Origin of the sequence: Cupriavidus pauculus (assembly GCF_002858765.1) — a bacterium.
Lineage (GTDB): Bacteria > Pseudomonadota > Gammaproteobacteria > Burkholderiales > Burkholderiaceae > Cupriavidus > Cupriavidus pauculus_B.
In genome coordinates, this window is record NZ_PJRP01000004.1 from 143,618 (window position 1) to 167,318 (window position 23,701).

The 23,701-nt window shown below is 60.2% G+C and carries 22 protein-coding genes and 1 pseudogene; 13 read left to right on the top strand and 10 right to left on the bottom strand.

The genetic code is table 11. The annotated features are described in order from the left end of the window. Window positions 1-10: 10 nt before the first annotated feature. The 3 genes from CYJ10_RS11705 to CYJ10_RS11715 all read left to right on the top strand — a co-directional run bounded on the left by CYJ10_RS11705 (window position 11) and on the right by CYJ10_RS11715 (window position 5,793). The gene (locus CYJ10_RS11705; protein WP_374703256.1) at window positions 11-2,236 is read left to right on the top strand and encodes a TonB-dependent receptor; all 2,226 of its coding nucleotides are present in this window, start codon (window positions 11-13) and stop codon (window positions 2,234-2,236) included. A gap of 10 nt (window positions 2,237-2,246) precedes the next feature. Continuing rightward, window positions 2,247-4,652: a TonB-dependent receptor gene (locus CYJ10_RS11710; RefSeq protein WP_101681679.1), complete on the top strand. Its 2,406-nt coding sequence runs from the start codon at window positions 2,247-2,249 to the stop codon at window positions 4,650-4,652. Window positions 4,653-4,878: 226 nt separating this feature from the next. Continuing rightward, window positions 4,879-5,793, top strand: a complete 915-nt coding sequence (locus CYJ10_RS11715) for an ornithine cyclodeaminase family protein (protein ID WP_101681680.1) — start codon at window positions 4,879-4,881, stop codon at window positions 5,791-5,793. A 35-nt stretch (window positions 5,794-5,828) separates the two neighbouring features. On the opposite strand, the gene CYJ10_RS11720 is transcribed toward CYJ10_RS11715, so the two are convergent. Continuing rightward, window positions 5,829-6,263 carry a VOC family protein gene (locus CYJ10_RS11720; RefSeq protein WP_101681845.1) on the bottom strand — a complete coding sequence of 145 codons (435 nt, stop codon included), beginning with the start codon at window positions 6,261-6,263 and terminating at the stop codon, window positions 5,829-5,831. Window positions 6,264-6,873: 610 nt separating this feature from the next. Between CYJ10_RS11720 and CYJ10_RS11725 the strand changes: the two genes are divergently transcribed. After that, window positions 6,874-7,557 (top strand): GntR family transcriptional regulator, encoded by a 684-nt coding sequence (locus CYJ10_RS11725; protein ID WP_101681681.1) that lies wholly within the window; start codon window positions 6,874-6,876, stop codon window positions 7,555-7,557. Window positions 7,558-7,604: 47 nt separating this feature from the next. Here the strand turns inward: CYJ10_RS11725 and CYJ10_RS11730 are convergent, their stop codons facing one another. Together CYJ10_RS11730 and CYJ10_RS11735 are read right to left on the bottom strand one after the other, a co-directional pair. Then, window positions 7,605-8,588 carry a Bug family tripartite tricarboxylate transporter substrate binding protein gene (locus CYJ10_RS11730; protein WP_101681682.1) on the bottom strand — a complete coding sequence of 328 codons (984 nt, stop codon included), beginning with the start codon at window positions 8,586-8,588 and terminating at the stop codon, window positions 7,605-7,607. A gap of 64 nt (window positions 8,589-8,652) precedes the next feature. Beyond that, complete coding sequence (locus CYJ10_RS11735) at window positions 8,653-9,843, bottom strand: CaiB/BaiF CoA transferase family protein (protein WP_101681683.1); 1,191 nt, start codon at window positions 9,841-9,843, stop codon at window positions 8,653-8,655. Window positions 9,844-10,026: 183 nt separating this feature from the next. On the opposite strand from CYJ10_RS11735, the gene CYJ10_RS11740 reads away from it, so the two are divergent. The 4 genes from CYJ10_RS11740 to CYJ10_RS11755 are packed head-to-tail and all read left to right on the top strand — an operon-like array spanning window position 10,027 to window position 14,274. Continuing rightward, window positions 10,027-11,007 (top strand): quinone oxidoreductase family protein, encoded by a 981-nt coding sequence (locus CYJ10_RS11740; RefSeq protein WP_101681684.1) that lies wholly within the window; start codon window positions 10,027-10,029, stop codon window positions 11,005-11,007. 14 nt (window positions 11,008-11,021) lie between these two features. Further along, the gene (locus tag CYJ10_RS11745) at window positions 11,022-11,795 is read left to right on the top strand and encodes a glutathione S-transferase family protein (RefSeq protein ID WP_101681685.1); all 774 of its coding nucleotides are present in this window, start codon (window positions 11,022-11,024) and stop codon (window positions 11,793-11,795) included. A 28-nt stretch (window positions 11,796-11,823) separates the two neighbouring features. Further along, window positions 11,824-12,582, top strand: a complete 759-nt coding sequence (locus CYJ10_RS11750; RefSeq protein ID WP_101681686.1) for an enoyl-CoA hydratase/isomerase family protein — start codon at window positions 11,824-11,826, stop codon at window positions 12,580-12,582. Window positions 12,583-12,642: 60 nt separating this feature from the next. Then, a complete protein-coding gene (locus CYJ10_RS11755; RefSeq protein WP_101681687.1) occupies window positions 12,643-14,274 on the top strand; it encodes a carboxylesterase/lipase family protein in 1,632 nt (543 codons plus the stop codon). 79 nt (window positions 14,275-14,353) lie between these two features. Here CYJ10_RS11755 and CYJ10_RS11760 read toward each other — a convergent pair whose 3' ends face one another. Then, entirely contained in the window at window positions 14,354-15,010 is a 657-nt protein-coding gene (locus CYJ10_RS11760; protein WP_101681688.1) for an HD-GYP domain-containing protein, read from the bottom strand. 241 nt (window positions 15,011-15,251) lie between these two features. Here CYJ10_RS11760 and CYJ10_RS35190 point away from each other — a divergent pair, with 241 nt between their 5' ends. After that, window positions 15,252-15,473 carry a UTRA domain-containing protein gene (locus CYJ10_RS35190; protein ID WP_180862906.1) on the top strand — a complete coding sequence of 74 codons (222 nt, stop codon included), beginning with the start codon at window positions 15,252-15,254 and terminating at the stop codon, window positions 15,471-15,473. Window positions 15,474-16,126: 653 nt separating this feature from the next. Here the strand turns inward: CYJ10_RS35190 and CYJ10_RS11770 are convergent. Further along, window positions 16,127-16,393 carry a hypothetical protein gene (locus CYJ10_RS11770; RefSeq protein ID WP_101681690.1) on the bottom strand — a complete coding sequence of 89 codons (267 nt, stop codon included), beginning with the start codon at window positions 16,391-16,393 and terminating at the stop codon, window positions 16,127-16,129. A 766-nt stretch (window positions 16,394-17,159) separates the two neighbouring features. Between CYJ10_RS11770 and CYJ10_RS11775 the strand changes: the two genes are divergently transcribed. Together CYJ10_RS11775 and CYJ10_RS11780 are read left to right on the top strand one after the other, a co-directional pair. Further along, entirely contained in the window at window positions 17,160-17,351 is a 192-nt protein-coding gene (locus CYJ10_RS11775; RefSeq protein WP_101681846.1) for a DUF3309 family protein, read from the top strand. Between the two features lie 256 nt (window positions 17,352-17,607). Continuing rightward, window positions 17,608-18,489, top strand: coding sequence for a slipin family protein (locus CYJ10_RS11780; protein ID WP_101681691.1), 882 nt, complete (start codon window positions 17,608-17,610; stop codon window positions 18,487-18,489). A gap of 107 nt (window positions 18,490-18,596) precedes the next feature. Here CYJ10_RS11780 and CYJ10_RS33715 read toward each other — a convergent pair whose 3' ends face one another. Both CYJ10_RS33715 and CYJ10_RS11785 read right to left on the bottom strand, forming a co-directional pair. Further along, window positions 18,597-18,899: a hypothetical protein gene (locus CYJ10_RS33715; RefSeq protein WP_146002024.1), complete on the bottom strand. Its 303-nt coding sequence runs from the start codon at window positions 18,897-18,899 to the stop codon at window positions 18,597-18,599. A gap of 779 nt (window positions 18,900-19,678) precedes the next feature. Continuing rightward, entirely contained in the window at window positions 19,679-19,936 is a 258-nt protein-coding gene (locus CYJ10_RS11785; protein WP_101681847.1) for a DUF1488 family protein, read from the bottom strand. A 590-nt stretch (window positions 19,937-20,526) separates the two neighbouring features. Between CYJ10_RS11785 and CYJ10_RS11790 the strand changes: the two are divergent. Then, window positions 20,527-20,659, top strand: a pseudogene (locus tag CYJ10_RS11790) (ABC transporter substrate-binding protein); the annotation flags it as partial. 16 nt (window positions 20,660-20,675) lie between these two features. Next, a complete protein-coding gene (locus CYJ10_RS11795; RefSeq protein ID WP_101681692.1) occupies window positions 20,676-21,137 on the top strand; it encodes a PRC-barrel domain-containing protein in 462 nt (153 codons plus the stop codon). A 1,606-nt stretch (window positions 21,138-22,743) separates the two neighbouring features. Here the strand turns inward: CYJ10_RS11795 and CYJ10_RS11805 are convergent. The 3 genes from CYJ10_RS11805 to CYJ10_RS11815 all read right to left on the bottom strand — a co-directional run. Further along, window positions 22,744-23,013 carry a hypothetical protein gene (locus tag CYJ10_RS11805; protein ID WP_101681694.1) on the bottom strand — a complete coding sequence of 90 codons (270 nt, stop codon included), beginning with the start codon at window positions 23,011-23,013 and terminating at the stop codon, window positions 22,744-22,746. An 84-nt stretch (window positions 23,014-23,097) separates the two neighbouring features. Continuing rightward, window positions 23,098-23,364, bottom strand: coding sequence for a hypothetical protein (locus CYJ10_RS11810; protein ID WP_101681695.1), 267 nt, complete (start codon window positions 23,362-23,364; stop codon window positions 23,098-23,100). Window positions 23,365-23,421: 57 nt separating this feature from the next. Next, the coding region (locus tag CYJ10_RS11815) for a hypothetical protein (protein WP_308302969.1) at window positions 23,422-23,701 on the bottom strand (280 nt) is incomplete at its 5' end.

Genomic DNA, 23,701 nt, shown 5'->3' on the forward strand with positions numbered 1-23,701 from the left:
TTTGAGAACCATGCCGCAATCTCGCCACCAGCCATCCGACTTCAGCCCCAGTACTGCATGCCGCTTGCCGCTCAAGCCTGTCACTGCCTCGCTGTACCAGGCCATGCTGTGCCTGGCCGTGGGCTCTGGAGCCTTGTCATTTGACGCTGCCGCGCAGACGTCTCCGGAGCCGGCTTCGGATGCAACACTTCCTACTGTCACAGTGAGCGCAGCGGCTGTCAATGCGACCGATCTACCTGCGGCTTATGCGGGTGGCCAGACTGCCCGCGGAGGTCGCCTCGGGATGCTTGGGAATCGCAGCAACATGGATTCGCCGTTTTCCACGAGCAGCTATACCTCCCAGCGAATTGAAGACCAGCAGGCCGTGACGTTGGCAGATGTGTTGAACGCTGACCCGTCGATTCGGTTCACCGGCCAGACTGGTGGCGTCACCGATTCCTTCATGATTCGCGGTTTTCCGATCAACGAAGGGAACCTGTCGGAAATTGCATTCGATGGGGTGTACGGGGTTTCGCCGAATTACCACCTGTTTCCGGAATACATTGAACGTGTGGAAGTGCTCAAGGGGCCTGCTGCGCTGCTCTACGGCATGTCGCCCAATAGTGGGGTCGGCGGCGTGGTCAACGTGGTGCCCAAACGGGCAGGTAACACCGACCTGAGCCGCTTCACGCTCGACTACGGCTCGGACGCGCAGGTCGGCGGCGGCGTGGATCTGAGCCGTCGTTGGGGAAAGGACAAGGAGTGGGGCGTTCGCTTCAACGGCCTGCACCGGCAGGGCGGAACGCCGCTGGACAACCAGACGTCGCGCAGTGAGGTGGCGGCTGTCTCGCTGGATTATCGTGGTGACCGTCTGCGGGCGTCGCTCGACTTGATTGAGCAATATCAGTGGATCGACGCTCCGACGCGTCCGTTCCTGGTTGCGGCCGGCATCAATGTGCCCACGGCACCGGACGGCAGGCGTAACATCACGCAGCCGTGGGGCTGGTGGAAGTCCAATGACGTTTCAACGCTGTTGCGCGTCGAGTATGACGTTACTGACAACGTAACCGTCTATGCCGACGCGGGCGGAACTCGTTCGGACGTATCACGTCTTTCTGACCAGACGCCGACAATTGTCAACGCAGCTGGCGATACGACGACGGCGGTGCAGAATTGGAGATTCCAGGTCAATCGGATGTCGTTCGACACAGGCGTGCGTGCGAAATTTGATACGGGGCCTGTCAAGCACACGCTTGCGCTGCAAGGCAACTTCTACTCGGATCGCATTGCCAACGCGAACGTTTCGGGCACGCCCGTCCAGTCGAATATCTACAATCCGGTCGTTCGACCCGAGCAGTCAATCGCAGCGCCAAAGTACGTGCCGAAGGTATCAGACTCGACCCTGTCGGGCGCGGCACTGGTGGACACCTTGAGCGCTCTGGATGACCGCGTGGCGCTTACCCTTGGCCTGCGTTATCAGCAGGTGGAGTCGAACAACTACAACACTGCGACCGGCGCAAAATCGTCGTCTTATGATGAGAGCGCAGTCACACCGCTGGCAGGCATTGTCTTCAAGCCATGGCGCAACGTGTCCTTCTATGCCAACTACGTCGAAGGACTGAGCAAGGGGGACATCGCCCCGGCCACTGCATCCAATGCCGGCCAGGTCTTCTCGCCGTACAAGACGAAGCAACAGGAAGTCGGCGTGAAGGTCGATTCCGGTTCCGTCATGGCAACGCTTGCGGCGTTCCGCATGACCAAACCGAGTGGTCAACTGTTTGGCACTGTCTACGCCGTCGATAGCGAGCAGCGTAACCAGGGCCTGGAGCTGACCGTTTCCGGTGAAGTCGTCCGTCGCGTTCGCCTGCTGGGTGGTGTGACGTGGATTGACGGCAAGCTGACGAAGACTAATAGTGCCACGACCCAAGGCAATCGGCCAGTTGGGGTACCCAGCATCATGGCCAACCTTGGCGCCGAATGGGATCTGCCCTGGCTCCAGGGTTTGACGCTGACCAGTGCGGTTAACTACACGAACCGCATCTACGTCAACCAGGCCAACACGCAGTCGGTACCGTCGTGGACGACGTTCGATTTCGGCGCGCGCTATCGGACCAAGGTGGCCGGCAGGGCCACCACGTTCCGTGCCACGGTGATCAATGCCTTCGACAAGAACTACTGGGGTGGCGTCGCGTCGTACAGCACGATTTCGCAAGGTGCGCCCCGTACTTTCCTTGGCTCCGTGACCGTCGATTTCTGATGCAGGTTCCATGCCGATGAGCCATCGCTGGGTCTTGACGTGGATCGTTACCGCGATGGCCATTGCCATGGGCGCTCAGGATTGCCCTGCCGCCGCCCCGATGCAAGGGGTGGTGACTGAGGAGCGCCAATACTCGATTCAACCCGGGCCGCTCGATAAGGTGCTCATACAGTTTGCGACGGAATCGAAGATCGACCTTGTTTTGGATGCCAATGCATTGCAGAGGCTTCAAAGCGCCGGATTGACGGGGCGCTATTCGGTACTTGAAGGGATACGCAAGCTGCTCGATGGCACTGAATACCAGGTAGTGGATTTGCGCGACGGCGGCTACCTTATCCGCCACCGGTCGAACGCCGGGGATCGTGCGGAGGTACCCTCGACACTGCCGATGGTGACGGTTACTGGGCGTGCCAGCCGAAACCTCCGCGCGACTGACACAAACAAACCGTTTGAGTCTACGAACCTTGGCATCCTGGGGCAAGTGGATGGCATAGACGCCCCGGCGAGCACGAGAAGCTTCGATGCTCGTGCTATCAAGGACAGCCAGGCGTACAGCGTGGCCGATGTCGTTGAAAACGACGCGTCGGTGCGGTCCGTCAGCAAGCCTGGTGGCATTCTCGACGCATTCACGATCCGGGGGTTTCCGTATAGCAATGGAAACTTCGGCGAAATGGCATTCGACGGTGTCTACGGCATCGCCTCGAACTACCGCGTTGCGACGGGGTATGTCGAGAGAATTGAGCTAGTCAAGGGCCCAACCACGCTGCTGTATGGCATGTCGCCGGGTGGCAGTATCGGTGGCGCCATCAATATTGTGCCGAAGCGGGCGAACGCCGAGGACCTCACCGAGCTCGGCATGGACTACGGCTCTGTCGCGCAGGTTGGCACGTCATTGGACGTGAGCCGGCGATTCGGCGGCGATCGCGCATTTGGTGTGCGATTTAATGGAGGATATCGGGTTGGAGATACGGGGCTGGATAATCAGCATCGTAATGCCGGTTCCGGCGCATTGTCGCTGGACTATCGCGGTAGGCGTCTACAGACGACCCTGGACATCATCGGCCAGCACGAGACGATATCTGCGCCATTCCGGCTGGTACACATCGTCCCTGGAATAGCCGTGCCGGAAGCGCCCGATGGGCATCGGAACATTTCGCAGCCCTGGGAGACCTCGAGAATCAACGACGGTTCGGTTCTCGCGCGCGTGGCCTACGAGATGGATGAGCGCATACAGTTGTTCGCGCACGTTGGTGGCGGCCGTACACGCGTGGCGCGTGTTTTTGCCATTTCGCCCACCATCATCAATGAAGCTGGGGATGTCTCGGTATTCGATACTAACTACCGGTTCGAAGTCGCGCGATCGAGCGCGGAAGTTGGCGCGCGGTGGGATTTCGGTACCGGGCCAGTGAATCACCGCGTGTCCTTGTCTGTGAGCGGCTATAAAGATCAGCTTAATCGAGGCTTGGTGAATTCCTCAGTCACGTCGATTACCAATCTCTACCAACCCGTGGAGTTGCCGCCACAGTCAATTCCCGAGCCAGCCACCGTCCCCAAGGTGTCTGCGACGTACCTTTCAGGACTGTCGATGGTGGACGCTGTCACTATGATGGATGATTCCTTGGCTTTCACAGCAGGGCTGCGATATCAGCGGATACGGTCCGACAATTTCAACCCGGATGGCGCCGTTGTCGCCCACTACGACAAGGGAGCCGTGTCTCCCATGCTAGGCATTGTGTTCAGGCCGAGCCACACTGTGTCGCTCTACGCGAATCGTTTCGAGGGGCTAAGTAAAGGGGAAACTGCGCCGACCAGCGCCATCAACGCAGGCGAGGTGCTCGCCCCATATCGCTCGACCCAGTATGAAGTCGGCGTGAAGCTCACCAGCGGCGCAATCGCTGCTAGTCTCAGTGCGTTTCAGATAAGCAAAATCAGTGGCGTGATGACCGGGACGCGCTTCACCGCTGACGGCGAACAGCGCAATCGAGGGCTTGAGTTCGGGGTGCGTGATGAGATTGTCCCTGGTGTTAGGGTGAGTGCAAGTGCAATGTGGATCGACGCCAGGATTTCCGAGAGTTCCGAGTTTTCTGGCAAAGTGCCCATCGGCGTACCGTCCTGGCAAGCCAATCTCGGAGGGGAGTGGGATGTACGCTGGATTCCTGGCCTGACCTTATCCAGCAGTCTGGTGTACACGGGAGCGCAATATGTGGACGCGGCCAACACACAACGAATCCCGTCTTGGACCCGTTGGGACCTTGCGGTGCGCTATCGCCTGCATAGGGGCCCATACCCCACGACTTTGCGCATCGGCATCCGAAATGTACTGAACCGGCCGGGATGGGTAGCGGTCGACGCCTACGGTGGATTGGCTCAAGCTGATCCACGTACCGTCTTGGCTTCCGTATTCATCGGTTTTTAAGGGCTGAACCACGCTGCAAGGCAGAACGCATCAATGCGTTGCGGCACGGTCGGGAAGATCCTGCTCGATGCTGGTGCGAATATTGGCGTGAAGGGTGGTGGTATATAGCCGAAGGCTATACGGTGCTATGAAAACGCATTAGACGTTTGCGCGGGCATGGGAAAGAATCCGACTTTCTTATCCGTCCCGGCGCAGCGCTGTGCGATCGCAGCAGCTGGCATCCATTATGAAGATGATCTCCGACGAGCAGGTCCGTCAAGTCCTGACGATGAGCGAAAGTGCTGCCGCAGTGCGTGAAGCCTTCGTGGCTGCAGCGCAGCAGCGTGCCATATCGCTGCAGCGTACACGTATCAACCTTGATCACCTGACGCTCAGTGCCATGGGTGGCATCGTGCCCAACGCCGGTGCCTGTGGGGCTAAGGTGTATTCGACCAATGCCGGACAGTTTGATTTTGTGGTGGTGCTGTTCGATGCCGACGACGGCCACTTTCTGGGCACGGTGCAAGGCAACGCGCTGACGGAATTCCGCACCGCGGCCACCACGCGCGTGGTGGTGGAACACCAGATGCCACTCGATGCCCGGACCCTGACGGTCTTTGGTACTGGTATACAAGCAAAGGCCCATATTGCCACGCTGCTGGAACTGGGCGTGTTCCGGCGCGTGTTCATTGTGAGCCGGGGCAGCGACAGCACGCTGATGACGGCGCTCAGAGCCGCACATCGGGATGTCGAATTCCTGGCGGGCAGTGCCGACGAAGCGGTGCCGCAAGCCGACGTCATCGTCACCTGCACGCGCAGCACGACGCCGCTGTTCGATGGCAACCTGCTGAAGCCCAATGCGCTGGTTGCCGCCATCGGGTCAAGCAAACCGCAATCCCGGGAGATTGATGACACCACGCTCCAGCGCGCGGCGCGCATCATCGTCGAGCACAAGGAGCAGGCGCGCAAGGAGGCCGGAGACCTGTTGCTGGCTGCGCCCAGCATCGTCGACTGGAATCACGTCGAGGAGCTTGGCGTGATGTTGGCCGGCGCTGCCGGTCATCCGCCGGGCATCACGGTGTACAAGTCGGTTGGCGTCGGACTGGTGGACGTTGCCCTGTCCGCGCTAGTGTATCGGAAGGTGGTCGGCGCATCGCAATAACGAACGTCATCGCCGGGCGCGAGAGCGAAGCGCCCCTATGCAAGTTGCTCGGCAAGCCCGACGATGATGCCTTCGGGTCCACGAATATAGGCGAGCCGGTACGATTTCTCGTATTGCATCTGGCCAATGAGTTCCGCGCCATGGGCCTGCATCCGGGCAACGACAGTATCGATGTCATCGACGGCGAACATGATGCGGCGAAGTCCCAGAGTGTTCACTGGGGCGTCCACGGGTCCAAACCTGACTGGATTTGGTATGTGGAACTTGTCCAGCTCAATTCGCTGTCCATCAGGAGTCCGCAGCATCGCGAGGGTCGCTCGGACGTCTCCAAGCCCTATGAGGCTCCCTACAGAAGGGCCTTCAACCGTCGTTTCGCCCTCAAGCTCTAGGCCCAACTCGATAAAGAAATCCTTCACCGCTTCGAGATCGTCAACAACGATCAGGACGTTGTCCATTCGCTTGACTGTCATGCTCTTCTCACTCAACGATATCGCGTATCTGGGGAAATTGGCGTCCGGCTCAGCCAGGCCAATGATTCTACTGAGGAAACCTATCCCCGAGAGCAGTTTCATCCCGCCACGTCACGGTCCTCTCTGAATGCCTCGCTCGGAAGTGGGGCACACCTGACGAGACCCTGAGACAAGGGGGCGGACGAAAGATGATCCGGCCTGGGAGCGCAGATATTGTCCGTCATTGGCGCGCTGTACGAAGCAAGCCCGGGATCACGAGCGTTCAACTCGCCGTGGGATCGGGCATCGAAGTGAGTCGCTACCAGCCAGACGCCGCGTACTGAGGAGCAGGGCAGGCGTTCTCTTCGTCCCCCACCCGAGGTGTTGATTCCATCGCCAGCATTTTGCGAGGGCTCCCGCGTCACGACTCCCGAAAGCGCGCAATGAGGCGCGCCATGACAGACGTCGTGGCAGGCACTTAAGTTGGTCATCGACCGCGACACAGCTTCAAGGCTGTTGGTCACACGGACGGAGCGGCGTCGCTTTTGTGCACATAGCGCGTGATTGTGCATACGAATGCGCCGGCAGGAGTAAAATCGCGACATCTCCACTTCGCGTTCCCTGTGTTTTCATGCCCGATGAAAAGAAGAGCTTGTCCGATACGATCCGTGCTGCAATCGAGCAAGACATTCTGAGCGGGAAGCTGCCCAGTGGCACGCAACTGGAAGAACAGCAGTTGCTGACGCGCTTCAATGTATCGCGCACACCAGTGCGTGAAGCCCTCATCCAGCTCGAATCGGCCGGGCTGGTGGACCTAGTGCCACGTCAGGGGGCCATCGTGGCATCAATCTCGCTGCGCGAGTATGTGGCCATGAGCGAGATCCTGGTGCAACTCGAAGCGCTGGCGGCGCGCCTGGCGGCTCGCCGGATCTCGGTCCAGCAACGCAAGGCGATTCAGTCTGCTCAGGACGCGTGCCGTGCGGCGGCTGAGCAGGCCGACGGCGATGCCTATCGCAAGGCCAATGACGCCTTCCATCAGGCTATCTACGAAGCGAGTTGCAACGATATTCTGTCGCGCCAGATCCGTACGATGCGCGCCCGGATGCGGGGCATGCGTGACCTGCGGTTTGAGAAGCCGGCTCGCATTCGCGCCTCGCTTGCGGAGCATGAGCAAGTGCTCGAAGCGATCTTGCGCGGCAGTGAGGACGATGCCGGCGCCGCCATGGTGCGCCACATTGCCACGGGCGGCGACGTCTACGCCGACATGATTGCTTCAATGCCAGGCGACGCCGGGCGTGCCCGGACGCGGCGCTGATCTGCGCCGGGACGGGGCGGGGGGGCGCCCCGCCCATTACCAGAGCCCTAATCGAGCTTTACGCCAGCTTGCACGATGCGTTCCAGCGCACTGCGGCCATCGGCGGCGGCCCATGCGCCAAACTCCGTTGGCGATTCCGAAAGCGATACTTCGCTGCCGTTGGCGGCCAGCTTCGCACGGATTTGCGGATCCGCCATGGCTTTGCGGGCGGCGGCGAAGATCCGGTCACGGATTTCCGGAGGCAGTCCGGCGGGGCCGTACAGACCGAACCAGAACGTGAAGTTGAATCCGGGCAGCCCCGTTTCTGCCAGCGATGGCAGGCCAGGTGCGACTTCCGACGGCTTAGGCGTGGTCACGCCGATCATCTTCACGATACCTTGCGAGCCCATCGGCAACACCGACGCGGCCGTGCCGAACGACATCTGCACTTCGCCGGCAGCTACGGCCTGCAAGGCCGGCGCACCGCCCTTATAGGGCACGTGGGTCATGTGCACACCCGTGGCCTTCTCGAACAGCAGACCCGCTACATGCGGCGAACCGCCAATCCCCGACGATGAGTAGTTGAACTTGCCGGGTTCGGCCTTGGCCTTCGTGACGAGTGCCTTGATGTCCGCAACCCCGAGGTTCTTGTTGACCGCGAGGATCAACGGCGACACCGTCAAGCGTGTGATTGGCGTGAAGTCCTGACTCTTGTAGCGTGCCTTGTATAGCCGCTGGTCGATGCCATACAACGTGGCTGTGGCAAGGGCCAGCGTATAGCCGTCCGCCGGGGCGCTGGCCAGCGCGGCCGACGCGAGTGTGCTGCCCGCGCCGGGCTTGTTGTCCACGACGATCGTTTGGCCGAGTTGCTTGGACAATGCCTCCCCGAAAATGCGCGCCACGTAGTCGGCTGCCCCTGCAGGGGTGTAGCCGACCAGCATACGAATGGGGCGGTTCGGATAGTCGTCGGCCGCAAGCGTGGGCTGGGCGAGCGAAAGCGTCAGGCTGGCCGCAGCGAGCGCGCGCAAGGCGCGCGGGCATCGAGGGTGCATCGGTTGTCTCCGTGTTGTCGTTGTGTGTTTGTGTCCTGCGACGCTGCCCGCCGCTGGTCTCCAATCACGCAGCAATATTGGCGTCGCGCAGCATCGCGATGTGGGCGTCGTCGTAGCCCAGGTCGCGCAGAATGACGTCGGTATGGGCGCCGGGATCGGGCGCGGCGCTGCCGAACCGCTCCGGGTGCGGTGCGGCCGACAGGTTGATGGGCGAGCGCAGTAGGTCCAACGAACCCAGCACGGGATGCTCGGCGGGTCGCGTCATGCGAAGGTGCTTCACCTGCTCATCTTCAAAGGCCTGGCCGATATCGAAGACAGGGCCACATGGCACGCCGGCCGCGTTGAGCCTGTCGGTCAATTCGGCGGCGGTGAACCCGGCGGTGCACGCATTGATCGCCGCGTCAAGGTGCTCGCGTTGGCTGTTGCGTCCCGCCGCGCTGTGCAACGAGGTATCAGCAGCCAGCGCGTCGGCGCCAAGCGCCTGGCAAAAGTTCATCCACATACGGTCAGTGCTGGCGGCGATATTGACCACACCGTCACGACACCGGTAGGTGCCCATCGGCGCAAGCGTCGGATGAGCGTTGCCTTGCTGCGTGGGGACCACGCCCTCGACCGTATAGCGTGCGCCTTGGAAGTCGAGCTTGTTGAGCATCGCCTCGATCAGCGACGTGTGTACCCATTGGCCGCGCCCGGTACGTTCGCGCTGCAGCAGGGCCAGCAGAATGCCTTGCCCCAAAAACATTCCGGCCGTGGTGTCCGAGATGGCGATGCCCACGCGCAATGGGCCGTCGCCAGGCACCCCGGTCACCGAACTGAGCCCGCACATGCCCTGCACGATCTGGTCGAGCCCGGGGCGCTCGCAATAGGGACCGTCCTGACCGAAGCCGGAGATGCTGGCAAGGACCACGCGAGGGTTCAAGGCGCTCAGGCGATCATAGGTCAGACCGAGCCGCTCCTTGACGACGGACCGGAAATTCTCCACCACGACATCGGCCTTGCGCACTAGCGTGGCCAAGATTTCGGCGCCCTCTGGCGTCTTTAAGTCCAGGCAGAGGCTGCGCTTATTGCGATGTAGATTCTGTTCATCCGATCCACGCCGGCGCCCGGTAACAGATCCCCGATCGCGGGGCGGCGGCGGTTCGATGCGAATGACGTCGGCGCCCCAGTCTGCAAGGAGCCGGACGGCGACGGGGCCCGCGCGTGCAATGGAGAGGTCCAGAACGGTGTAGCCAGCCAACGGTGCGTCTTGCGTCATGTGTGTTCCCTGCCTCTGTTGATGCGAAAGTATACGAATAGTGTGTATAAATATACGTATACGGATTTACCATGATGCGGTACAGCGGGGTATGGGTTACGCTTCATCGACTTATTACGCCCTCGCAGCGGTAAATTGCGTGAAATTTTGAGATTTCCGTCCGAACTGGAGACACTGGAACGTATGCATACAATTGCGATTCGTATAAATAAACACGGCAATGCTGACGTTCTCGACCTTGATGAGGTGCCGATTGCGCCGCCTGGACGCTCGGAAGTGCAGATCCGACAATCGGCGATCGGCCTGAACTTCGCGGATATCTACCAGCGCAATGGTGCGCATGGCCCGCATGCGGCCGCGCCGTTTCCGATCACGCTCGGTTCTGTTGGCGCAGGCGTCGTGACGGCAGTCGGGGAGGACGTGGTGGGTCTGGCTATCGGCCAGCGCGTGGCGTACTTGCACCCAGGCGCGTACCAAGTGACACGCAACGTACCGGCCGATCGCGTCGTGCCGTTGCCTGCAACAATCACCGAGCAGGTGGCCGGCGCGACGCTGTTACGCGGCCTGACTGCCGAGTACTTGCTGCGCCGGTTGTATGTGGTGCGGCCTGGCGACGTGGTATTGGTGCATGCTGCCGCTGGCGGGATGGGGGTGCTGCTGTCGCAATGGGCGCGCGCGCTGGGCGCGACGGTGATCGGCACCGTGGGTAGTGAGGCCAAGCGCGCCGTAGCCCTGCGCAACGGCTGCAACCATGTCATCAACTATCGCAAGGCCGACTTCGTGGCGGACGTCCTGGCCCTGACGCAAGGCGGTGGCGTGTCTGTGGTCTACGATGCGGTCGGCAAGGACGTGTTCGTGCCGTCGTTGCAGTGCCTGAAGCCATGCGGCATGGCGATCAACTACGGCACGGCGTCAGGTGACGTGCAGGCGTTCGATCTGCAACTGCTGCACGCCCGGTCGTTGATCGTGTGCCGCCCCACGCTGCGCACTTTCATTGCCGATGCAGCGTCGCTGCGCAGCGCGGCAAGTGTGCTATTTGCGGCGGTGGAGGCTGGCAGCCTGAAACTGGAAGTCGGTCAAACGTTTGCGCTGGCCGACGTACGCCAGGCGCATCGGATGCTCGAAGGTCGGGCCACGACGGGCGCGACTGTGCTGATTCCCTGACTGGAGCCCGCCCCATGAAACTGTTCCATGGCTGGTTGTCGAGTGCTTCGCGCCGCGTGCGCCTGTGCCTGGCGGAAAAGGGCATCGACTATGAGAGCGTGCCTGTCGACATGGCGGCGCAGGAGCATCATTCCCCAGCGTTTCTGAGCATGAACCCAAACGGCGTGGTGCCGGCGCTGGTGCTCGACGACGGCCGGTTCCTTTATGAAAGCGCCACGATCTGCGAGTATCTGGACGATATCTCGCCCGCGCCGTCGCTCCGACCCGATGACCCGTTCGCGCGCGCCACGATGCGCAACTTCATTCGTTGGACCGACGAAAAGCTGCTACCAAATCTGTTGGTGCTGAACTGGAGCATCGCGTTGCAGCCGGTGGCGTCGCAATGGAACGATGCAGACCTGGCCGAGAAACTTGCGCGCATCCCAACGCCCGAGCGGCGCGAGGCCTGGCGCCGTATCGCGCGGGAGCCCTATTCGGACGCGGAAAAGGGCGCAGCGCGCCAGGCGTTGCTCGCGTTGATACCGAAAATGGAGGCGATGCTCGGCGCGGCACCGTGGCTGTTCGGGGCACGCTATTCGCTGGCCGATATCGCCGCTACGCCATTCATTGCGCGGATCGCCGAACTGATACCCGAGGCGGTCGCGGTCGACGCCGCACCGAGGGTCGCAGATTGGTGGCAACGTGTGCAACAACGTCCAGCATATACCCAAGCCCGTATCGAACGCTTCGATGCCGCCTTGCGGCAACGGCAATTGACCCCCGACGCGGCGGCCAGGCCCGCCGCCTGACACATATTTCATATCGGAGACTTCACGCATGGCATCCGAAGGTACGCTTCCCACGCTCGATATTGCCGCCCACGTGGCCACGCTGACACTTCAGCGTCCCGAGGTGGCCAACCGGCTGGGCCCCGACGATCTGCAGGCATTGCAGCAGCACATCGAAACCATCAATACCAGCGATGTGCGGGTGGTGATCCTGCGCAGCACCGGCAAGTACTTCTGCAGCGGCTTCGATATCGGCAAGCTGGCGGCTGGTCAGCGTGGTGCGGGTTTCGAGCCGCTCGTCAACGCGCTGGAAGATTGTCGCGCCGTGACCATCGCCGAAATCCAGGGCGGTATTTATGGTGGCGGTACCGACCTGTCGCTGGCCTGCGATTTCCGCCTTGGCACCGATGTGGTGGAGATGTTCATGCCGGCCGCGCGGCTGGGTTTGCATTTCTATGAACGCGGCATGCGCCGCTACGTCACCCGCCTGGGGCTGAATCAAGCCAAGCGCCTCTTTCTGACCGCAGAAAAGATCCAGGCGCCCGAGATGCTGGCGTGCGGCTTCCTAACCGAGTTGCTGCCGGCTGAGCGGTTGCGTGTGCGAAGCGGGCAACTGGCCGAGACTATCGCGGGCCTCGCGCCCATTGCGGTGCAAGGCATGAAGCGACATCTCAATGCGATTGCACGGGGCGACTTGGACACAGCGGCACTGGCAGACGACATTCGGCGCGCGACGCAGTCCGAGGATATCCGAGAGGGCGCGATGGCTTGGAAGGAGAAGCGTCGTCCCGCATTCACGGGCCGTTGAGCAGCAGGGTACGGCACGCATTGCGTGACCTTTCAGAACGAGACAATAAAGGGAGCAGGCATGGCACAGAGGGCAATGTCGCGGCGGCAATGGTTGAAGTCGGCTGCCGCCCTGGCGGCGGGCAGTGCCGTCGCAGGGGGCGCACGCGCGATGACGGAAGATCCGGTGTTCTCGGTCGTCGAGACGGCCAATGGCAAGGTGCGCGGGCTCAAATCGGGCGGTGTGCATGTGTTCAAGGGCCTGCGCTATGGCGCCGATACCAGCGGCGCCAACCGCTTCATGCCGCCGCAGTCGGTGCAGAAGTGGAGCGGTGTGCGAGACGCCACCGCCTACGGAAACTATGCGCCGCAGCTACCGGCCGACCGGCGGCGTGCATATGCGGACCTGATTGCTTACGACCTGCAGCCGGGCGGCATGGGAGAAGATTGCCTGGCGCTGAACCTGTGGACGCCGTCGCCCGCTAAGGGCGCAAAACGGCCGGTGCTGGTGCACCTGCACGGTGGCGGGTTTTACGCGGGGTCAGGCAATTCGCCGCAGTTTGATGGCGAGATGATGGCGCGTTTTGGCGACGTCGTGTTCATCACCGTCAACCATCGGTTGGGATCGTTCGGCTTCCTCAACCTCGCCGAATATGGCGGCGATCGCTATGTGCAATCGGGTGCAGTGGGCATGCTCGACATCGTCGCGGCGCTGCGCTGGGTGCGCGAGAACGTCGAGTCGTTTGGCGGCGATCCGTCGCGCGTGCTGGTATTCGGCCAGTCAGGCGGGGGACTGAAGACCAGCACGCTGATGGCGATGCCGGCGGCGCAAGGACTGTTCCATCGCGCCGGTGTGATGAGCGGCTCCGGCATTCGGGCCACCTCTCTGGCACATTCCACCGAGGTGGCCGGAAAATACCTCGCGGCGCTGCAGGTTGGCAAGGGTTCGCTGGACCGACTGCACACGCTGCCGTTCGAGCAACTGCTGGCGGTGCAGATGCGGTTTGAGTACGCCGATCGCGTCAAGGGAGAGGCCCCGCGCGCGTTCGCGCCGGTAGTGGACGGTGTAGCGATTCCGCGCCATCCGTTCGATCCCGATGCGCCGGCTGTATCGGCGCAAGTGCCAATGATCATCAGCACCACGCTTGACGAGCGTGCCTATCGTCAGGTCAATTTCGATCTCGACGAGGCGGGGCTGCAACGCTTTGTCCGGGAGCGGGTGGGCGACGATGCCACGAGAGTGGTCGCGATGTATCGTGAGGAAGATCCGCGCGCCACCCCTTTCGTGCTTCAGGCGCGCATCGACACGGACATGACGTTCAGGCGCGGCGCGCAATTGCAGGCCGACCGCAAGGTGGCTGCGCAGGCCAGCGGCCATGGCGCGCCGGTCTGGACCTACCTATGGAAGACGCCCAGTCCGGCGTATGGAGGGCGCTATGGCGCGCCGCATGGGGTCGACATCGGGCCGAGCCTGCACGATATCCGCATGGGATTGAACGGGCCCAGCGACGCCAGTCTGCAGCTTGCCGACCAGTTGGCGAGTGCATGGGTCAGCTTCGCCGCGACCGGAGATCCCGCAAATGGACAAACACCGGCGTGGCCGGCCTACACGTCCACCCGCCGTACCACCTTGGTGTTCGATGGCGATGCGGCTGCCACGCGCGCCCAGGACGATCCACGCCGGGCGTTCCGTGAGTACTGGTCGGGTCGGTGACGTCGTGATTGGCCCATCTTCCGGGCGGACTGCCCGCGAGGGCGGCGAATAGCTCGCGGCCGCCTTCATGTGACGGATGCTATTGCCGCTGCAATCCGTAAAACCTACTGACCACCTCTGCGGGTGGGCCGCAGCGCAATGCCTGATCGGCGGATCGTCGGGCGGACTGGATGCGTGAAAATCCATCGATAAAAATTGAAACGAGATCGCCGTCGAAATGCGTGCCAATCCCGTGTTCCAGAACCGCGCATGCTGCCTCTTCGGTCATACCCGGGCGATAGCACCGGTCCTCGGTCATGGCATCGAAGGCGTCGGCGATGGACACCACGCGCACGGCCAAAGGAAGCTCGTCGCCGGCCAGTCCCTGCGGATACCCCATGCCGTCATATCGCTCGTGATGGCAGCGCGCCATTAGCGCCGCGAACTGCAGAAGTTCGTCGGTGCTTCCCGAAAGGATGTCGGCGCCGATGCTGGAGTGCCGCTCAATTTCTACGCGTTCTTGCACGTCCAGACGGCCAGGCTTCAGGAGAACGGAGTCGGGAACCGCCAGCTTGCCGACGTCGTGAACGGGCGTGGCGAGGCGGATCTTCTCCTGTTCATGCGATCCCAACCCTGCCAGTGCGGCCAGGCATTCGGCCACTAGCGCAGTGCGAATGACGTGAGATACGGCACCGTCGTAGCGTACTGCGCTGGCCGTGGCAAGACTTGCTAGGGTGAGTACTGCGTTGCTGCTCATATTACGGTGGGGGCGAAAAAAACGAGGGATTTTGCCATTACCGCCGCATGCGGTCGATGAATCCCTGCAATCGTCAACGCGCTGCCGCCTGATTGAGGTTTCGAACGCTACGCACCGAGATGGACAGCGAAGGTACGCCGTTATGCTGGAATGATGCCTATATTGAGCCCGAGATCGACCAGCGAATTTCCCCTCTTGTTCCCAACGGCGCCGGTCTGCTCAGTCAATTATAGAGCAGACCGTGGGTGTCACTGTCGGGGATATCAAGCAGACCATCGGCGCCACAACCATTAGGGGCGACATGGCGCGCCGGTTACTGGTTGAGCCCGGAGTCGCGGGCTTGAAGATCAACCGAACCTATCTTGATGACGCGAAGAAACCGTTACTCATCACGGCGAATACCTATCCCGCGGACAAGGTTCGATTCACGTTTTGGATGCATCGAGCGCCGAAATCTGGGTGACGCGTTGTCGGGTGGCGCCAATCCGACCGCAATTGCCGCTTGGAGCCAGGGCGATAACCTCCGAACTTCGGAAGCAGAAAAAGCCCCTCACTTGTTGCTGGGCTTGCTACAGCATTCGTCCAGTAAGTCGTACGCTGGGACTGAAATGACTTCGATTAACGCGAGGGCCTTGGCATTACAAGTGGCATTGGGGATGCCCACAAACTATAGGCGGATAGCAATGCGTAACGAGGCCGAGGCGTTCGGCAGGAGTTTTACTTCCCGCGCCCGCGTGACGTACAACAGTATTGTCATCGAGCGCTGGCAGCGGCGACGACGCACACTCGATCAGCCCTCGGCCTGCGCCACAGCTTTCGACAGACCTCTTTGACGCGGACCATATGTGTGCCAATAAGCAGGCTTCGCGAAGTCTGGTCAGCACTACGCTCGCGGCAACTGGCATTCCTCGCGACGCGTAGGGCCGGCGCGTACCGGGGCTCGCCTTGTGCGCCCGTTTTGTCGGCCGGGGGATTGCGAGCAAGCTCAGTTGCACACCGGACTGGTCGGCGGCGAGGAAGAGGGGGGTACGTCGAATGAACTCAATCAGCGACGAGGCTTTCGGATGGGCACCCCCAGTGCCCATCGCGATTGACGTTACTCAGTCATACAGGACTTTAGGATCTCGAACTGTCGGAGTATCCATCACGGTTGGTGACCCGCGCAGCCTCGGTGAACACATCGTACCCCCTTATTACTGCGGCGCTCGCTCCATCGGCGTAGACGTCAAATTTGGTGGCTTTTCCTCCGTCAGTATAGGGATCGCGCGGCCCCATCGTGCTGGCGCCATCAGTGTAGACATCCCGAATGCCCGTGCCTGCGTATGTCACACCGGCGCCAAGCACGGTACCAACTACAGTGAACAGTAAGATGTTCTTTAGCATGTTCCACCTCTTTCTCAGGCCCTGATTCATCGGCTAGTAGGAATTACTAGGAGGATTGAAGCACCAGCGCCGCAAGTGGAAAATCCCTTGCGGTCGGTCATCCACTAGAACGATCCCATTCGCCGGATATCGACTGAATCGATCGTACGTCGTCGTTGGCGATCTTTGTGGGGCGGGGCGGAGGTCGCCGCGTGGCGTCTTCCAGATACTTTTAGGAATCCCAGTGAATGACTTCGGGAGCCACCGATCCAATGACGCTGTCTAGGGGGAGTGCCCGGGAAACGAGTGGGAGTCTAGACACTCGAAGCTTGAGGAACACTGCAGATAGAAGTATAGAGATCCGTTGCATTGCCTCCTAGCCCCCTTACAAATGGCCCGACGAGCGTTGTGCAACGTGCTCGCTGTAGCCGCGGCCCTCACCGATCCTCCCCGTGGAGAGGTCCAAAAGATTGGCAATCCGGCATACGAGGGCTATCGTTCCAGAAGCCACGAAAGGGCCCGTGTCCAGAAGTGTGAGCGTCACGAGATGAGCCATAACTTCTCGCCCCGGCTGACTACCGGGCGATCAACGCTTTTTGACTGGGCTTGGGTAGGCAATTTGGTACGCCAGCGCGTACGCTATCGGACCGTTCTCGAGCCCATTCCCATCTATTCTTAATACAGATGAGGCGCGCTCAGTTTCCCCAAACAGAAATGAAGAGGCGGGCGATTACCCCATCGTGAAAGAACAGTGGAGTGCCTGTCGCCCAGCGACGAGGAGGACATCATGTCTCTCGGAATCCCACTACTAATTGTCTTGGTCGTTATGTTGGTTGGGGCGTTCCCCGAGGGGTCCTATAGCAACGGTTGGGGCTGCGTACCCAGCGGTGTGCTTAGCGTGGATCCACTCATCGTTCTCGTGCTGTTTCCTTTTGGGGCGATTTTAAAGCTCTCGCTTGGATATGCTAAAGGAGGCTGAAGCGGTGCCCGATGGCTTCGACGTGTCCTCCGTCGGGTATTTGCTGCTCGTGCAGATTTGGTAGCCGAACTGTCACCGTATGGGGCAAGAGACGTTAGCGTCTACGACAGGCCAATGAGCCCGGAACGGACCACCGATTCTGAGGACGACGTCCTGTCACATGTCTTCGGAATCAGTAGGGGATCAGGTGTATCGCTCCCGAAGAGCCTGATCGTTTGGTCAGAGGTTGCAGCTTCACTCACTCGCGAGTTTCTATATGAATCCCATCACCGCATTCTTGGTTGCTCTTCTCTTGTTTTTGGGCGCTGCGACAGGCATGTTCGTCTCTGTTCTACTGGCACCACTGTTTGCCATCGCCGCAATCCTGCTCGCAGCAACACTAAAAATGGCCAAAGCATGGGAGAAGTTTGTCATCTTGCGCGCTGGAAAGCTACAGAGCGTCAAGGGACCTGGGCTGTTTCTGATCTTGCCAATTGTCGATAGCGTTACAGCGATCATTGACGCACGCATCCAGACCACTGGGTTCAACGCGGAGCAGGCATTGACCAAGGATACCGTGCCCGTTAATGTTGACGCGATTGTTTTCTGGCACGTCCACGACGCGCAGAAAGCCGCATTAGCCATTACCGACTATCGCCAGGCGATCGACCGCGTCGCGCAGACGTCGTTACGGGAAATGATCGGTGCTTCGATGCTGTCGGCGCTCCTATCCGATCGTAAAGCGGCGGATGAGCAGTTGCGCGCCGAGATCGGCGAGAAGACTGCAGCGTGGGGCGTGACCGTATCCTCTGTGGAGGTGCGCGACGTCGCCATCCCCGTAGCGCTTCAGGACGCCATGTCCAGGCAAGCGCAGGCGGAACGAGAAAAGCAAGCCCGCGTCATTTTGGGCTCGGCAGAAGCGGCCATTGCGGCCAAGTTTGTCGAAGCTGCAGGCGTATATGAGGGTCATCCACAGGCGCTCCAGTTGCGCGCTATGAACATCATCTACGAGACCACAAAAGAGCGGGGAGCTACTATCCTGATGCCGACCTCGATGGTCGATAGTATGAACCCCGTTGCAGTTGCATTCGGGGTCTCCAACAGCACAGAACCGGCGAACGCTGTCCTACAGGTCAAGACAGCGGCAGTTGCAGCGTAGCTATATGGGGCAGGGCATTCCGTTGGGTGCAGGAATGCCATTGCTCGCTTCCATTGCGGCAGCTATTTAACTACTTGCCTTCCCACTGCCCACTGCTCCGCCCACGACTACGCCGCCTGTGCGTGGTTGCCATTAGCGCTCATCAAAGAGTTGAGCTGCGCGTCTGTTACTGGAGGCAGATTTTCACTTCCGGCAGCGAGTATCCAGTCTGTCCCATCGCGAGGGGTACTGACGCGCAAGGTCGTGTACAAAGCAGCGCTTGGCGCGATGGGATCGCTCGCCGGAAATGTCATCTCCAGTGATGCGTCCACAGCAGACTGATAAGTGCGGCATTCCTCCAGATCAAGCATTGGCGCGCGGCCAGCGGGTGCCAACTTGCGATGCTTGGCGGAGGCAATGATCCTATGCATGTTTACTCCAGTGTGGCGGCGATCTCCCAGGACATGGCCATGGCAGGAGGATTCGCTCCGGACGCCACTTAGGTTAGTGAGCATGATGCGAAAAGACTCCGTCATCATCCTCCCCCGACGAATACAGACTGGCCACCATTCACGAAGAAGTCGGTACGCTGGCGGACAGGTCCGCGTCAAAAAAAGCGCGCAGGTGTATCTCAGATGTCGCTGATAGTGGTTCCGAGCGCTCTGCTGCACTTATTCACTGCATTGGCTGAACGAGTCGTCATCTCGTACGACACCGTACCGACATGCGGCACTGCCATTCCTATACTTAATGCCAATCTCAAGGGAACTGAATCTTGTAGGTTCCTTTTCCCTGAGGCGGGGAGCCATTGGCACCGTCCGATGACGAGCGCTAATGACACTTGGAAGTGAGGAGCGGGTGGGGCAACATCGAAAGCCAGTCATGTGTGGTGCCGGGAAAAAAATCGCGGCTTGTACTACTAGCCAACAGGTCATTTTTCACGCCCTCGGTCAGCCGACTGAGGGCCTCTTTTTTTGCGCGTCCTCTTAGTTTGCAGTTACCGCGCGGTAAACCTCTTCAAGCGACCCGTTGGCGCCGCACTTTTTACCGAAAAAACTTACCGTCTTCCAAAAAACTTTGTCGATGTGAGGCGCAACTCGAAAAGCCATCGCAAGAGGATCGAGGAGTTCACATATCGACTTGCCAATTGACAGTCTTCCTTGCAAAACCCGAGGAACGGTGTGCGGGTTGGCAACGCCAGGCTTCTGCGTTACGACGAAATGGTGTATGAGTTGCGCGACCCCGCCGCATAAATATCTAGCGCCAGAAGCACTATCTGGTCTCGATGTCGGTCAAAGCTGGCCAAAAAATCAGCCTCTCCGGGCGAAGGACTCTCTTCGTCGAAATGCATCAACACGTTTTCCGAGACCTGGAAAGCGACTTCGCGGGTATTGTCGTAGCCCCAGAAGCATACACAGTGGCGCGAAGCGTCGTAGCTGCGACTGGGATTGGGGAAACTGAGTGCCATGATGCTCCTTACGATCGGGAACGCGAGCACGATGCTCAAGTGTTTGGGCATATGCGCGCCAGTGCGGTGGATACCCCAGTATGCGCGTGTTTAACGGAATAGTCCGCGTATACACGATCGAGTGCGGTATGGCGTAGGTGTCAGCTGGAGAGTGACGCGTCTGGGGTACCACACGACAGGAAGAGATACGTGGCACCGGGCTAGGCGAGGGAAAAACAGCGAAAGAAGCAGTCTTCCCCGGCATCGACACAGGTATAGTCGCGGTGAATAGAGAGGGGCTGTGTAGCCGACACGTCGACCTTTGAGCGATTGAATTCAGTGCAATTTGATGAAGTTATTTTCTTTTCCATCGCGCACGCGATGAAGCGAGAGAGGATTCTCAGAGAATTCGCGACCCGCGATCGACGTTATTGCTATTGCCCGACGCGGCAGTTGGGAGGCGGCCGTCGAAATCAATATATTCTCCTCCTTGTCCGCTATCGTACCGACCGCAGTTTGGATTGGTGTCAGTCTCTGTTAGTAGATATCGATCGTGGCGAAGGAGAGTGTCAAAAAGCTTGGTATCCAGGAGCGCGTTGGACTTCCGTCGCTTCCACACGACGATTCAGTTCAGCCTGACCGCACGCCAGCAGAACGCGTGCATGATGCATGGCAACGGCATGAAGTTGATGCGCGAGTTCTTCAAAGAATATCGTCAACCTCATGTGCGGCAACACGAACGCCCATCAGGAGGATGTTCATGAATCCCTACAACCTCAACGCCGACAGTGCTAATCCACGCGCAGTGATTCTCGGCGCTATCGATTCGGAGAATACCGGGCCAGGACCATTTGTGATGGCCTCGGATACGTTGGAGCACAATTCTGTCATCGGTCCTGACGGCGACAAGCTTGGTACGGTCAATCACATTATGCTCGACGTGGTTAACGGACGCATCGCGTATGCGGTGCTGTCCTTCGGTGGATTCCTCGGGTTCGGCGGCAAGCTGTTCGCAGTGCCCTGGTCCGCGCTTACGCTCGATACGGAGCGCAAGAGTTTCGTATTGGGTATCGATAGGGCGAAGCTTGAGGCCGCACCGGGCTTTGATAAGGCGCGCTGGCCTAGCATGGCGGACCCACAATGGGGCGCCCACATCCACGAGTACTACGGTAGGTCACCGTATTGGAAAGATTATCGGTACGAACGCGAGTCTCGTCCCTGATGCCTTGATGGATCTACGTGCGTTCATTCGACAGGGAACCTATGAGATCAGTTTCTGCACTATCAATCCAGAGGAAACGTCTGCCAACGCTAGAGAATCGCCCGCCGGAACAACCAGGTGAGGCCCGCAAGAGCACCCAACCAGGTCAGACTGATCCGAAGAGCAAACAAGTTGCCGATCTGAACTGCGACGATGCAGGGGAAAAGCGCGAGCTGCGACGCCGTTAGCGTCGGTCCATTTTAAGGAACTCCGTGCCACCAGCGCTTGAACTCAGATAGGTAGACTCCGAATCGGGGTACTGTAGTGGGATTGCCGTAGGGATTGCGGGACAGCGTGCATCTCATGGGCCACGGGGGGCAGTTCCGTTTCTGGTGGCGGCTGACACAAGCCTCCGTAGCGTACGGATCCCGTGGTCATTCCGCAGAACACAATCGCCTGTTACAACGCGGTCCAGGCGCTGCAGGGTTCACAGTAGGAAAAGAAGGGAATGGACAGCTTCTTCCGCCTGTTTCTGGTCCCGCGTATGGGTTAATACGGTAGGGGTAGCAGTGATTCCGCTAACTTTGCCTGCGGCTAACCATACCAATCAGTCGAACATATCAGGCAAGCATCTACAGCGGAGTAGCAACCCGCCCATCGACTCACAGGGGCGCAGCAACGTCTCGCACGGCGCCGCCCCCGATTCCGTCTGAGTTCGTATAAGCCCCCTCGCGAGTTTACCGGCGGCGGTAAGAGATGAAGCGACCGGCTCAACGGGAAAGAGTTGAGCAACTCCGGTTCGCTGCTTGCCTATAAAAGACGCTGTAGCGGGGTTCCCACTGCGAGTCCTGCCTATCGACGCAACTCGCGCCGGACGTTGTGCCGAAAGACGTGTCCGTAATGCTGACGTTGCGTTGTGTTGATGGGGCTCGGGAAATTGGCGATCCTGCGCGCCAGAGTTGGCGAATTCGTCTGTACGGGTCAGGAATCGAGGCAACTGGCCATCCAGATTGCGCTGTCCTCCGATTGCCGCTCTTGGAGTTCCGTCGGCTTGCGCTGGGCTCCACAATCGGCAATCTCGCGGTGGATTTCGGTCTCCTCGCGCACCTCACTAGAGGCGTGGGGTGTCATGCGAATGTAGATGACGCGCGAGGCAACGGCCGCCAAGACCACTAGCATGATGGCAAGAAGCGCTTGGGCGAGGACCCTGGTCCAGTTCTGCACTGTCAATAGAGGTGAGGGCTGCGGTGAAGGATACGCGAACCGCGAGGTCGGCATGTTGCGCCCACGGCTTGGCGGGCTCAGAGTGGGTCGTTCGAGGCAGGACCGTTGCGATAGCGACCTCATCTCGAACCTGTATGGATATACAGTATGGTCGAGGCGGGAAAAAAAGAAGCCCGCGGCAGATGGCGCACGGGCTGGGACAGTGTCATGGGGTCAATCACGACACCGACATTTTCGTGTGCGCCAAACGCCATGTCTTCCCCCCTGAAGGGTGGGTTATGTCGCTGCGCTCCCTTAACCGGATTACCGATCTGCCGGCTTCACGGGACGAGCTGTCAGTCCGTTGCTATAGCAGGAACCGGGAAAGCACTGTTGTGCGCATAAGCGCGTGGAGGCCGGTAGTTCAAGCCACCGCCGCCCAGTTGCCGCCCTTTTGCACCGGATTGACGTTGAGCGCGAGGTTGCCCAGGTCGACGCCAACGATCTTGTTGTTGTTGAAGGCGGCAACGTTCACCTGCTGGAACTGCTGCACGCTCTGGTTGATGTTGACGTTGACCAGCGGGCCGGCAGCGGCAATCCTGCCGAACCAGTCCGTGCCGCCGCGGATGGCGCACAGCGATTGGTGGTCGAGGTCCTTGCTGACGGCAAGGTCGCGGACGATGATCGATGACATGGTGGACTCCTTGATGCGAATTCAGCGGGTTCGGTGCGCGGCCGGCGGCTGGCTCGAAGCCTGCGCCCGCCGCTGGCGACGGACTCAGGCGTTGTTCTGCGCGTGCTGGTTCGTCGTCACGTTGTTCGTCATGTGGTCCTGGAAGGCCGAACCGTTGCCGAAGTAGTTGGCCACGTCCTGCAGTTGCTGGTTCGACTGCGTGATCTTCGTGTGCGAGTCGAACGACAGCTTCACGGGGGCGTAGACGCTGGTCCACGGGGCGATCAGGCCCAGGCCGCCGCGTACCGACTTCATGCGGGTGGCTTCGAGGGTGGTGGTGCTGGACAGGTCGAGGATGGTCAGGGTGCTCATGGCAGTCTCCTAATGGGCGAATGTGCGGGTGCGATGCGTGGATGCGAGGGGTGATGCTCAGACCGGGTGGTACACGTTGTTCTGCGCGGACTGGTTCGTCGTGACGTTGTTCGTCATGTGGTCCTGGAAGGCCGAGCCATTGCCGAAGTAGTTCTCCACCGACTGCATTTGCTGGTTCGACTGGTTCACGTTGAACACCTTGTCGACCGACAGCTTGAACGGGCTGTAGACGGTGGTGATCGGCATGATGGCGATGCCGCCGCGTACGGCCTGCAGCGCCTTGGCGTCGAGGGTTTCGGTCGAGGACAGGTCCTTGATGGTCAGCTTGGTCATGATG